General features: G+C 42.0%; 9 protein-coding genes. 1 reads left to right on the top strand and 8 read right to left on the bottom strand.

Translation table 11 applies throughout. The features are described 5' to 3' along the window. Positions 1 to 9 precede the first annotated feature (9 nt). The 7 genes from E0F88_RS11090 to E0F88_RS11120 all read right to left on the bottom strand — a co-directional run bounded on the left by E0F88_RS11090 (position 10) and on the right by E0F88_RS11120 (position 11,597). Positions 10 to 3,486: a TonB-dependent receptor gene (locus tag E0F88_RS11090; RefSeq protein ID WP_229213731.1), complete on the bottom strand. Its 3,477-nt coding sequence runs from the start codon at positions 3,484 to 3,486 to the stop codon at positions 10 to 12. Between the two features lie 231 nt (positions 3,487 to 3,717). Further along, positions 3,718 to 4,842 carry a FecR family protein gene (locus E0F88_RS11095; protein ID WP_131958293.1) on the bottom strand — a complete coding sequence of 375 codons (1,125 nt, stop codon included), beginning with the start codon at positions 4,840 to 4,842 and terminating at the stop codon, positions 3,718 to 3,720. Between the two features lie 93 nt (positions 4,843 to 4,935). After that, entirely contained in the window at positions 4,936 to 5,553 is a 618-nt protein-coding gene (locus E0F88_RS11100) for an RNA polymerase sigma factor (RefSeq protein ID WP_131958294.1), read from the bottom strand. A gap of 146 nt (positions 5,554 to 5,699) precedes the next feature. Further along, a complete protein-coding gene (locus E0F88_RS11105; RefSeq protein WP_131958295.1) occupies positions 5,700 to 7,148 on the bottom strand; it encodes a Gfo/Idh/MocA family protein in 1,449 nt (482 codons plus the stop codon). Between the two features lie 152 nt (positions 7,149 to 7,300). Then, positions 7,301 to 8,374: an aminotransferase class V-fold PLP-dependent enzyme gene (locus E0F88_RS11110; RefSeq protein ID WP_131958296.1), complete on the bottom strand. Its 1,074-nt coding sequence runs from the start codon at positions 8,372 to 8,374 to the stop codon at positions 7,301 to 7,303. Positions 8,375 to 8,517: 143 nt separating this feature from the next. Then, on the bottom strand, positions 8,518 to 10,422 hold the full coding sequence (serA, locus tag E0F88_RS11115) for a phosphoglycerate dehydrogenase (RefSeq protein WP_131958297.1): 1,905 nt from the start codon (positions 10,420 to 10,422) through the stop codon (positions 8,518 to 8,520). 197 nt (positions 10,423 to 10,619) lie between these two features. Then, entirely contained in the window at positions 10,620 to 11,597 is a 978-nt protein-coding gene (locus tag E0F88_RS11120) for a YheT family hydrolase (protein WP_131958298.1), read from the bottom strand. Between the two features lie 290 nt (positions 11,598 to 11,887). On the opposite strand from E0F88_RS11120, the gene E0F88_RS11125 reads away from it, so the two are divergent. After that, positions 11,888 to 12,079, top strand: coding sequence for a cold-shock protein (locus E0F88_RS11125; protein WP_131958299.1), 192 nt, complete (start codon positions 11,888 to 11,890; stop codon positions 12,077 to 12,079). A 78-nt stretch (positions 12,080 to 12,157) separates the two neighbouring features. Here E0F88_RS11125 and E0F88_RS11130 read toward each other — a convergent pair whose 3' ends face one another. Further along, entirely contained in the window at positions 12,158 to 13,573 is a 1,416-nt protein-coding gene (locus tag E0F88_RS11130; protein ID WP_131958300.1) for a DUF4153 domain-containing protein, read from the bottom strand. Positions 13,574 to 13,612: the final 39 nt, after the last annotated feature.

Here is a 13,612-nt window from a genome sequence, read left to right on the forward strand (position 1 = left end):
TAAAATGATTTAGATTGACAGGCTTATGCCAACATTAACAAACTTGTTCTGAGGGTATTGCAGTCCATTATCGTCTGCAATTTCAGGATCCACACCAAACTTTTTCAGGTTGTCGATCGAGAATAGGTTGTAGCCGTTGATATAAACCCTTGCACGCTGTATTTTCAATTTCTCCAATACCGATTTTGGCAGAGAATAACCCAGTTCTATCGTTCTTGCCCGGATGTATTTTACGTTATGGAGCCAGAAAGTAGAGTTTTTGTTATAGTTGCTATGGCCGCCATCGTTGTAACGTAAAGCAGGATATTTACCAGGAATCCATTCGCTGTTCAGGTCAAAGGGATCTGCACGATGCCATCTGTCCAGAAAAATACTGTTCAAAGCACCATCATTTTGGTATGCCCACCTTTGCTCCCAACTCTGGTTCCACGAATACATGGCACCACCGGAGAAGTCCGCATTGAAGGAAATTCCTTTCCAGCTAACTGCAAAGTTCAAACCAAAATTAATATTCGGCTGGCCGGATGTGGTGTAACCAATCGGTCTTTGATCCAGGTCGTCAATTTTCGCGTCGCCGTTTATGTCCTTGTAAATCAAGTCTCCCGGAAGTAAAGTTCTGTTTCCCTGTCCGTCCACATTAACCAGATATTCATTAATCTGCTGCTGCGACTGAAATTGCCCGATACACTCATATCCCCAGAAAACACTGCTGTACCGTCCTTCTGAGGAATTACGATACTGGTCCCAGGAGTTGTTAAAGATGGGTTTATAAGAAGAAATAAATTTACTTCTCGAAAACGAAACGTTGCCGCCTACCGAATAACTGATGTCTCCTGCTTTCCCATTGTAGGTCAATGCACCCTCCCAGCCTCTTTGTGAATCGCTGTTCACGTTTTCATCGGGTAAACTGTAACCCAATTCACTCGGAACCAGAATATCATATTTACGGCCGCGGAGACCTGTTCTCAGTCTGTAAAAGTAGTCAACCGTACCTGTAAGCTTTGTTCCCAGCAAAGAAAAATCTGCCCCAACATCCGTGATCTTGCTTTTGAACCAGGAAATATTATTGATGATCTGACCTTTATCGCGTGATGTTACCACCGCATTTCCACTCAAAATCGCATTACCCTGGTTATAGTTGTAACCCGGCAAATAATCATAAGGCCCGATACCAATATCATCATCTCCCAAAACACCATAAGATCCGCGGATTTTCAAATCATCCAGAATACTGTGGTCACCGATAATATTTTTAATAAACTGTTCCTCCGTTACACGCCAGCCAGCAGATGCAGAAGGGAAATATCCAACCCGGCGATCCGGAGCAAACTTCCAGGAAGCATCGCGACGGGCAGATAATTCGACGTAATACTTGTTATCATAATTGTAATTAACCCTACCGATGTAGCCTATACGCGCAAGCTGATTATCCTTGTCATCGTAGGTATCCATTGTAGCAAAATACATCAGCGGAAGTACGTTGGTAGAAGGCACCGAATGTGCCCATTGTTCCTGATCACGTTCTTCCTGTCGTTCCGCTACAAATGTTGCTCCGAAAGTATTTTTACCAAAAGTGTTATTGTAGTTCAGCTGACCCTGATATACATTCCGGATAATCTTACGCGTTCTGCGCTCACGCCAGGGGTTTGTGCTTCCGCCTGTAACTTTATAAGTATCATCCGAAGGATTATAAGTATATGCCTGATAGGTATACTCATGTCCATTCAAAACCTGATCGGCGATGTAGTATGAATACATTCCTTTTGCTACCAAACCTTTGATACCCGGAATTTTATATTCTGCGTTCATATTACTTTGCAAAACCCTCCAGATGTCTGTCTGATAACCGCCCAGTTTTTTATTGTTGTATGCCCAGTTGGTCTCATTGTGTTTGATATCATTCAAATACAGCGGATTATCATTTGCATAAGGTCTTTCAAAAGGACGGTTACGTAAAATAGCAAATCTGGGCAGCCAGTAATCATCCCCTCCGGGAATACCAGGCTGATCACGGATTTCGATACGGCCATTGATCTGTACACCAATTTTGAGGTTATCCGTAATCTTCGCATCGACGTTACTCTGAATGTTACTCCTTTCAAAGGTAAATTCCCTTCCCAGAACCGAGTTTTGGCTCAGACGCGTTGCAGAAATGTAATAACTGATTTTATCCGATCCGCCTGTCATGTTCAGGTTGATGGAAGACAACGGAGAATTTCTTTTTACGATAAAATCCTTCCAGTTAAAAGTCTGGTAACCAGGCTCTGTTCCGGTCCTATACTTTTCCAGTTCGGCCTGGGTAATGGAAGTTTTACCATATTGGTTCATTTCCGCTTCCGCTTTTCCAGCCATCCACTGATAAGAATCATTGACAACATTAGGGAACCGCGACCAGTTTTGAACACCATAGTAAGCATCCAGATTCACCGTATTCTTGGTGCCGTTCTTTCCTCTTTTGGTTGTAACCACAACAACCCCGTTAGCCGCACGAACCCCATAAATAGCAGCCGAAGCATCTTTTAAAACGGTGATACTTTCAACGTCGTTGGGAGAAAGGTTGTTAAACTGACCCGCATCCTGCTGAATACCGTCAATTACGAAAAGCGGGTTTCCCATGTTACGGATCTGAACAGTTGCGCTGGCTCCCGGGCGCCCGTCGGGCATACGGAAAGTAACCCCGGGGATTTTACCGGCAAGTCCGGAGCTCACCGTTGAGCCGCCATGAACGCGATCCAGATCTTTACTGGTGACCGTTGCAATCGCTCCTGTCAGCGATTCCTTTCTTTGTGTACCATATCCGACAACTACAACTTCTTCAAGCGCTTTATTATCTACTTTAAGTGTTACATCAACCTGGCTTTGGCTGTTTGGAACGATCACCTCAATTGATAAAAAACCAACGAAAGAAAAAACCAGCGTAGCTTCACCGTTTGGTGCAGTTAATGAAAATTTACCATCCGTGTCAGAAGAAGCACCAACTTGCGATCCTTTTAAAACGACACTTACACCTGGAAGTGCAGTCCCGTTTTCTTCTTTCACAGTTCCTGAAATAGTTCTGTCAATAAGCTCTTTAACTGTTTCATCCGGTTTATTTTCAATCACTTCCGAAACTTTATCCGTTGTGCGATCAGGTTTAATAACGATTAAATTATCTGTTGCCTTATAGTTAAGCTGCAGCGGTTTTAACAATTGATCCAGGACAGTAGAAAGCTGACTGCTCTGAACCTTAATCGTCGCCTTCCGTTCTGATTGTATCAGTTTAGAACTAAAGACAAACGTTACGTTGGTCTGTTTTTCCAGCTGACGCAGTATTTTCTTAATATCCTGGTTTTCGGCATTCAGTGATACCTTTTGACTTAGTGCAGACTGGCCTCTTCCATCATGTGCCAACGACATGCCCATAAAAAGGCAGGCCAGGAAGCATTGAATGACTGTTATACGCATGAGTGTAAATAGTAAGTCATCAATTCGTCGAACATTTTTCATATTTTTGATTGGATTTGTTGGTTAAGGAGATTATTCAACGAAATCTTTCCCTGCAACCGTTGAAAAACGGATGTGAAGTAATGTCACCTACTTTGGGAAATTCCTGGGATCGGTCATGCTGGAACATGACTGATCCTTTTTTGTGTATGTTTGTATACTTTTTATGTCATAGATTAACGTGTGTTTAGTTAAGAATTAAATTGATTATTGCGGCACAAAATATTTCGGGTCCTACCTGCACCCGTTTCCGGTTATAGTCACCTGATTATCCTTTATTTCAAACTGCGCATCCAGTGCGGCACAGATCACCGTGAGTTTCTCCGTAAAAGGCTGACCGATCAGCGTTGCATTGAGCGGACAATTGCTGATTAACGACTCGTTGTAAATGATCTTTATATTGTAAGCACTTTCCAAAGCCTTAAAAACTTCTGACATTGGCGTCTCGTCAAATACGAAAAGCTGTGTTGAAATATCAGCCACATTTGCAATTTCCAGACTGGTTTCCGGCAGTTTCACGGGCTTTCCGCTTACACGGGAGAAAGCGATTTTCTGATCGCGGCTTAAAATAATTCCTTTTAATTCCGGTTTTTCAGCTTCTTCCCGTTCACTCAGTGAAGCATTTTTATTTAAAGCAAATACCGATACTTTTCCGGTTTTCACCTCAACATTAATTTCAGAACCGTTTTCCGGAGCATCAACCAAAAAGCTGGTTCCCAACACCTTCGTTGCTATTCCATCCGTGTAGACTAAAAAGGGTCTTTGCGGATCTTTTACAATTTCAAAAAATGCTTTCCCGGTCAGGTTAACTTCTCGTTTTTTAGTGTTTATTTTTGAAGAAAAACTAAGTTTGCCATTTGGCTGCAGCACAACTGAACTTCCGTCCGCCAGCAGAACAGTCATTGGCTTGCCGGTATCATTAAATTTTTCAATCAGCCCGTTCTCAGTTACAGCAACCTGCGGCCCTATTACCGAAGCTATTTCGGTTTGTCTGTTTAAATACCAGTAGCTCACCGAAGTAATGCCAAGCACCAGTGCAATGGAGGCAGCAATCCGCAGCCATTTCCAGGCGGAAATAATTTTTGGCTGCTGCACATCCTCCACATTTTCTTCATGAAGGTGGCTTTCTACAACCCGCCACATTTTATTGGTCTGCTCTATGGTAGGTTTACTTTTGCCAGTATCTTCTGCCAGCAGGTTGACATAACCTCTCGCATCCTCAACAACCTTCGTCTTTTCCGGATATTCCAATAAAAACTGCTGCCAGCGGGCTTCACTTTCGGCATCAGGATGTCTCACCCAGGAGATGAAATCATCGTTCCGGATCAGTTCGGTTAAAGTGTAAGGGGCAAATTTCATTTCTTCGGCAATCGGTTATCAGGCTTTCAAATAGAAAGAGCGAAGAATTGTTAAAATGACCTCTTTAAAATGTGATTTTTTTGTAAAAAACTTTTACGAAAACCATAATATGCAGAAAATCAACGCAGGAGAAATGATATATTCTCTGTTATGGCGCAGAGAAGTGAGCGCTTTGTAAATAAAATTCCGGACCGACTTATCGTTTACGCCCATGATCTGGGCAATTTCCTCAATGTTAAAATCGTCGAAGTAACGTAGGGTAAGTGCCTCTACTTGTCTTTCAGGGAGCCGGGCGATCAATCCCCGGATGCGTTTTTCCATGATTGATTTTGATTCACCCTCGATAAAAACCGTTTCAGAATTTGTATCGTTTCCTGTAATTTCCAGATCGTCGAGCATGGAGATTTCTTCTGTAACAGGAAAACGTTCGTGACCAATGTTGATACGCCGGCGAAGTGCCCGGTATAAATAAAACTTTATTGAAGATACGTCCGAAGTAAGGTTTTTCCGCAGCCGCCAGATGTCGATAAAAACATCCTGAACGGCATCCTCCACCGTCGCAGAACTTGGGGAAAGTTTGCAGCCATAGTTATAAAGTGTACTGTGGTAACGGTCAAAGGCAATCGTAAAGGCACGTTCATCACCGTTACGGATGCCGTCCCACAATTCCTGATCTGACTTTTCCCTGTTTAACGTTTCAAAAGTGGTCACCACCTGATGTGTTTTCTCCCAAAGTTTAAAGCCAAATATATATACTAAAAATGATATTTCATGTTAACAATTTATTTTGCCCTTAAACAAAAAATTCCGGAACGTCATTTTTGATACATTCCGGATTCTGTAAGCATTTAAAAAAACTACAACTTCAATTCCCAGCCATCACGGTATTCGCGTTTTACATATTGATTGGCAGGCTCGTAGTTCGTCACTTTCATATTTGCAGCATCCCATTCCAATTTTTTTCGGCCGTTGTAACGATCCACAGGGCGTTTTGCCGTTGGGTTGTCGCGTAACATCCAGCTTCGTAAAGCAAGATTTCCGATCAGGATACTTTCCGTAAACGGACCGGCGTATTCAAACGGAGAACTGGTTTGTCCTTTGCCGTATCCAGCAATACATGCGTCTACCCAATTCAGATAATGATCTTCATTTGGTACTCTTTTAATCGCTTCAGGAATATTAAGTGTTTCGTTTTTCTTTAAAGGAAGCAGGCGCGGATTAGCTCCGTAACAATCGGCCATTAATTTACCCTTATCACCAATAAACATCACGCCACCGTCTGAGTTTCCAAATGCTTCTCCGGGTAAAAGTTCTTCCGGCAGCTCAGGCAATATCCCGCCATCGTACCAGCTCACTTTAATATTTCCTTTACCGTCGTTTCTTGGATAATCGAGGTGAATGGAAGATGAAAAAGGTGTCCAATCCGGATTGTTATCTTTTTCTCTTAAAGTAAATGTCCAGGTACCTGCCACACTGCATTCAACTGAAACGGGGTAAAGGATTGGCAAAATCCGATAAACAGGATCCATGATGTGACAGGCCATGTCACCAAGTGCGCCTGTACCATAAGGCCACCAGCCACGCCAGTTCCACGGCAGATACGCTTTATTGTAACCTACTTTTGGTGCAGGTCCGAGCCACAGGTCAAAGTCCAGTTCAGAGGGTATCGGATCAATATTGTCGGTAGGCACTGCCTGCGGCCATACCGGACGGTTGGTCCAGCAAAGCACTTTATGAACCTCTCCGATTATGCCCGAATCATAAATTTCTTTCATGCGTCTCACTCCGTTTCCTGAACCGCCCTGGTTTCCCATCTGCGTGATCACTTTGTATTTTTTTGCCGCCTGTCCCAGGATACGCGCTTCATAAATATCATGTGTCAGAGGTTTTTGTGTATAAACGTGTTTTCCCAATTGCATGGCCGCAAGCGTTGCGACTGCATGTGTGTTATCCGGTGTTGATACGGAAACAGCGTCTATGTTCTTATTTTCTTTTTTCAGCATTTCCCGAAAATCCTTATAATAAGTGGCTTTTGGAAAACTGGTGCGGGAAGTCACCGCCTGGCGGTCATCCACGTCACAAAGTGCTACAATGTTGACATTCGGACTTTTCGCAAAACTGGCCAGGTCACTTTTTCCTTTACCGCCTACCCCGATTCCTGCTATGTTTAGCTTGTCGCTGGGGGCAATAAAACCTTTGCCCAAGACATGGCGCGGCACGATAAAAAAAGACGATGCTGCTATAGCAGATGTCTTGATAAAATCGCGGCGCGAAGGACTTTCATTCGTGTTCGGTTGTTCGTTCATCAGAAAAAAGTTTAGGACAGAAGAAATACTTTACCGGGTATTACGCCCGATGCGCCGATTGTGGCTATTGCGGAATGTTAACTTTTTATTAAAAACAAAAAAAGCGCAGAACCCTGAGATTCTGCGCTTCCGTTATATTATATCGCGTAATCTTACAATGTTTCCAAAGCTGCGATAAGTTCTTCTACCTGAGCAACCGAAGTTGCCGGGAAATTTGCTATCCTAATTTGAGAAGACTTGAACTGTCCGTAACCGCTCCCAACGACCATTCCTTTCTCTTTTATTACTTTAATAATATCGGCCGAAGGCAACTTTGTGTTTGTCACAACCACCGTCTGCGAACGCTGCGATTTTTCTTTAACAAACAAAGAGAAACCGTCGTGTTTGTCTATAAAGTTATAAAGAAGGTTTGCCTTTAACTCCGTTTCTTTTCTGATATTCTTAACACCAGTTTTGTTAAAATCCTCCGCTATTTTTCCCAGCAAATAAATACCCATCACGTTTGGTGTAGCAGGCGTTTCATTGTTCAGGCTGTTTTTCCAGAGCGTTGGCAGGTCATTATGCGCGCCAATGGAATATTGTTTCCGAATTGACTCCGCCTTTTTCAGACACTTTTCATTCACAATCCACACACCCAAACCAGCCGGTAGCCCGAAAGCCTTTTGCACAGAAAAGAACGCTGTATCAATCAGTTTAAAATCAAGATCAGCATGAGGCGCAGAAGAAACCATATCCACGGCAATAAACTTACCCGGATTTTTTTGTTTCAGTTTATGAATTTCCGAAACGGACATCTGCACGCCCGAACTGGTTTCGTTATGCGTTGTACAGATCAGTTCGGCATATTCCGGAACGACTACCTCGGCCGCCGTGAATCCTTCTCCCATAGGTTTTTCCTGCTTATGGGCATATTTATTCAGTGCATTGGAGTAATCGTAAAATTTCTTTGAGAAAGATCCATTTACCAAATGAAAACTTTCCAGCTCCACACAGCTGAACAAAATGCGCTCCCATATTTCGGATGCAGACCCAAGAAAAAGAATGGCGTGGGTAGCCGGAACATTCAGCAGCGTACGAAGCTGATCAACCGTGAATTTATGTAAATCCCTGTACTGCTGACTTCTATGTGAAATCGACCCCAGTTGATCCGTTACAAAAGTTTGTAAATGTTTTTCAAACGTCGGATAAAGCTGAGCCGGGCCGGGGGTAAAAAAGGTTAGTGGCATTTTTTGCTTGTAGCTAAATATTGGTAATGAAATGCGTTATGGTTGTCAATTGTGGTCAGGTATTGTCATGCTAACCGGAAACTCACAATTCCTGACAATAAATGACTACCACCTCACCCAATAACATACGTGGCATCTTCTCCTTAATACAGCATCCTAAACCGGATTGTACCTTCTACTTCCTTCACTTCCTGAATAAATTCTTCGGTATAACCTTTTGCAATGTCCACGATTACGTAACCGATGAACTCGTTTGTTTTCAGGTACTGCCCGGTGATGTTGATATTGTTTTTAGCGAAAATATGGTTCAGTTTTGCAAGTACACCCGGTACGTTTGCGTGAATGTGCAGCAAACGATGTGAATCTTTCAGTTTCGGTAATTGAACTTCCGGGAAGTTGACGCTTCCGTAAGAACTTCCGTTGTTCATAAATTCCAGCAATTTGGCAGGAACAAAATGACCGATATTTTCCTGCGCCTCCTCTGTACTTCCTCCGATATGCGGTGTCAGGATCACATTGTGCAATCCTCTCAATTCACTTTCAAAAGATTCAGCGTTGGTTTTGGGTTCATAAGGAAACACGTCAACACTCGCTCCTGCAACCTTTCCACTTTTAACAGCATCGGCAAGTGCAGCAATGTCCACAACATGTCCGCGGGACAGGTTCATGAAAATAACGCCTTTTTTCATCAGGTCAAATTCACGTTTTCCGATCAGGTTTTTATTTTCCTTACGGCCATCAACATGCATACTGATTACATCGGCGATAGACAACAGCTCATCAAGAGAATTCAGTTTGCGGGCGTTTCCAAGGGAAAGCTTTTCAACTTCATCATAAAAATAAACCTCCATACCAAGCGCCTCGGCAACCACAGAAAGCTGGGTACCGATACTTCCATAACCTACCATTCCCAGTTTCTTACCACGAACTTCGAAACTTCCATTGGCCGATTTGTCCCAAACCCCGGCATGCATCTGATTGCTTTTGGTAACGATATTTCTGATCAGCATGATCATCTCACCAACTGCCAGTTCCACCACAGAACGCGTGTTGCTGTATGGTGCATTAAAAACAGCGATACCTCTTTGCGCAGCTTCATCGAGATCAATCTGGTTGGTACCGATACAGAAGGCGCCGATTGCCATCAAACGATTGGCATTTTCAAGAACACGTTTTGTAATATTTGTTTTGGAACGGATACCGATAATGGAAACGTCCTTAATCCGTTCGCACAGTTCGTCTTCATCCAAAGCGCCTTTTACGAATTCAACATTAAAACCCTGCTCTTCGAAAGCGCGCAGAGCAACCGGATGCACGTTTTCCAGCAAAAGAACTTTAATCCGGCTTTTCGGGTAAGACTGACTTCTGCTTAATTTATTATCGTATAAAAAATCGTCAAACGAAGTAGCAATATGGTCTGCAACCGCAGTAACACGCGGACGATCCACGTTCTCAGTGAAAGCATAAAAACGACTGGCTAAACCTGACTCTTTTAGTTGGTAGTCGGTATAACCGTCGCCGATTGCAAATACATCACCTTCCAGTTTAAGACTGGAAAGTAATTTAATTTTGCCGCCATCCGTGGAAAGAACGTTATTTTCATCAATTCCAATGATGTTATCATCTTCATCAAAACGGAATTCATTAGCATAAACGTGGTCGGCACGGAGACCCAGTTCCGTGACAATCGGAACAATAAATTCCTTAAAGCCACTGGAAATTATGAAAATATTATCGGTATTTTCTGTCAGGAAAAGTTGGTTACGTTTAAATGAATCCGAAACCTTTGTCCTCAATAACGTTATCAGTTCATCAATATGCGAACGCTTTGCTTTCAAAAGGCCGATGCGCTGACGAAGGCCTTCCGCGAAGGACATCTCACCATTCATTCCCTTGTTTGTAAGGTCTACAATCTCCTGAACAATCTTTTCACGCTCAGGATGCCCCGTCAGGGCAATAGCGGCTAATTCATCCAGACCTTCCACTTTGGTGAAAGTACTGTCGAAATCAATAATGATGTACGGGCTGTTAAGTGTTAATGTGGGCATGAAACGGCAGATAACTTATTAATTATCAATTTAAAAGTAAACAAATCAAAACGACTAATTCCGGTGGTTTGCTAATTGAGGCACAAAATTACAAATCTGTTTCCTATGTCGCTAACAAAATATGTAACAGATGCGTTTTATTATTATGTTTCTTGTAACCAATCCGCTGTTCTGTTGATGAAATTTCGGCTGACGCGCTATAAATTCTCAGATTGAAGAAAGTTCAGCGCCCTTTTTTCAGACCAATAAACAGCATTAAAAACGCGGGAAGGCCGAAAACCACAATGTCCTCCATAACGGCTTAATTCAAGCTGTACATTTGAAAGAGAAATAACCAGATCCAGAGGTAAACTTCTTACAGGCACGATCGGATCATTCATCGCATTTACAATAAGCGTAGGAATACTAATATTTTGAACAAAAAACATAGAACTGCACGATTCATAATAATGGTCGGCACTATCGAAACCGTGTAAAGGCGCCGTGTAGATATCATCAAAATCATAAAGTGTTTTCACGAGACTGCCCTTTTCCATATTAATGTGATCAGGGAAAAGTTTTGCCTTTTGACTCACTTTGGGCAAAAGCGTGTTCATAAACCTTTGCATGTAAACCCTGTTTTCGCGTTTGATAATCGCCAGACTGCATGCTTTCAGATCCATTGGTACGCTGAAAACAATACCTTTTTTAATAAGGGGATTTAAATGTCGCTCCGTTTCTCCCAGATATTTGAGCGTAAGATTTCCACCGAGACTAAAACCGATCAAATTTATTTCCTGATAACCTCTGCCTGCCGCGTAACTAACCACATGATCAAGATCATCGGTAGCACCGCTATGATAAAAACGTGATGTCTGGTTCATCTCTCCTCCACAGCTCCGGAAATTCCAGGCCAGACAGTCATATCCATTTTTATTCAGCAGCCTGACCATTCCAAGTACATATTGTCTGTTGCTGTCTCCTTCCAGTCCATGAGAAAGAATGACCAGCTTACCGGATTTAGTTTTTGAAAATGACCAATCCAGATCCAAAAAATCATCATCAGGTGTCAGAATTCGCTCGCGGATGTAATTTACATCAGTAATTTTTCGAAGTAGTGCGGGATAAATTGTTTGCAAATGCCCGCCCGGAAGCCAGAATGGTGGTACTAAATCAGTTTTTTTTAAAACAGTCATTTTTTTTCTTGTACCGTGAAAAGAGAGGTAAAGCTAATCAATTCCTGCCTCGCCTGAAATATAAATTTCATTTAAGAAAACAAGACTTAAAGGCTGATGACAACTTTTTAATTGTAAAATACCAAGAAAAAGGAACTGATAATTTTATATAAAATTGGCATAAAATTCTTAAAAGTCTGGTTTTGAACCGCTAACTAAATAGACCAATTCTAAACCTTTTTTAGTTTTTAGCTTGTTTATCTGCTTTTTCTATATACATTTGAGCTCTAAAAATTATAAGATCAATACTAATGGCAGAAGGCACAGTTAAGTTTTTCAATGATTCCAAAGGATTTGGATTCATTCAACCATCAAATGGTGAAAAAGACATTTTCGTTCACGTTTCAGGTCTTCAAGACGATATCCGTGAAAATGATAAAGTGTCTTACGACGTAGAAAATGGAAAAAAAGGTCTAAATGCAGTTAACGTAAGAGTTATCTAAGTTTAAGTCATAATAAGACATTTCGAAAGCATCCCGCATTAGCAGGATGCTTTTTTATTATTACGCTATCCGAATTTCCTATTTGGCCAGCTCCTCAACCAGCCACCAGCGGTCTATAGTTGCTGACCGCCAACTTCCTGCACCATAGTTTACACTTAACGTCATAGTCTGTATTTTATCTTTGTAAGCTTCCACCCTGGGATCATTTTTCTTTACAAGTTCATTCAGATACGGCGTTTTGGATCTTCCCAAACTAATGATGTAATTCATATCCAGCTCCTGAGCAAAGTTGGGATTATACCAGGTAATCAGCCGGTCCCAGTCCACCACCACATAGGAAGTCAGAACAAAATAAAGCACCCAGCTATTCTGGCGGATCAGGTACAGATTCGTTTTGAGGTATTTGATTTTTTTGAGTGTTAATACCAATCCGATTCCGGTAAGAAGCATCCCTATAAAAACCCAGATCCTTTTATAAGTCAATCCAAAATCTTCGACATATAAAATATTTTTGTAACAGGTAAATAACGCAAGCAGGCCGTTCAAAAAGATCCAGACCGTTGCAAGCTGAACCAACCGGGTTCTTTTGTCATAAAAATTCTGATTTCCCCGAAAATAAAACATGATCAGTAAAATGGCGATGATGATACTCATAACCAACGTCTCAAAACCCTGATGCACCTGTTCGGAGTGATTCCTGTTGGCTGTACTGAGAGAAGGGATAAAAATCTGCAAAATATTAAAGCTTAAAAACAGCAGGATCAGCGTATTGAGCATGGCAAACATGATCACTCCCTGCTTGTTCTCGTTTTTCAATCCCAGCTTGTCAGAATTTAATGGTTTTGAACGTATTCTTTTCAGCTCGTTGGGCAGAGATGTTTCCCAGGCCGTGAATGTGGTTAAGCCCCAGGGAAAAAACAAAGGGCATAAAAGGACGAAACCAACAAAGGTGTAAAGTAACCAGCCTAAGTTAAGCTCAAAATCGGGAAGGGCTATGTTGAGCCAGAAGTCCGGGTTTGCGGCACTGTAAAAAAGATAGAAAAGCAGCGTGACTGTTATTGGTGCCACATACAAATAAGCTTTTTTGAAAGCAGATTTTGGCAGAAAAACCGAATTTGAATAATCCTCCTTTATAAAATTGGCAAGCTTGGCGATAAAGCCGCCTCCTAAGCTTGCAATCAGCCCGTTCAGAAATGTTACCGGTAAACCACTGGGGATGGAGAAGACAAATCCTGCAAGCAGGAAAAAAGAAAAATGATACATCGCAGTCGCTTCGTCTGAACCATGCCAAAAAACGGCAAAAGCAATCACCAAATGAGCTCCCGCGCCTAAGAGCCAGTTTTTTTCCTTGTGTAGCTTATGAAACCAGGTTATCAGCCCGATTGTCACACTAGAAAAAATAAATCCGTTCAAACCAAGATCATACTCAAAAAACAGCCAGGTGTGAAGTATAACCAGAAAAAACCACAATATGCAGGTGCGATAAGTAGACATGATAAAATATTTAAAAGTACTTTGTATTGCAAAGTAAAA

Source organism: Dyadobacter psychrotolerans (assembly GCF_004349265.1).
Lineage (GTDB): Bacteria > Bacteroidota > Bacteroidia > Cytophagales > Spirosomataceae > Dyadobacter > Dyadobacter psychrotolerans.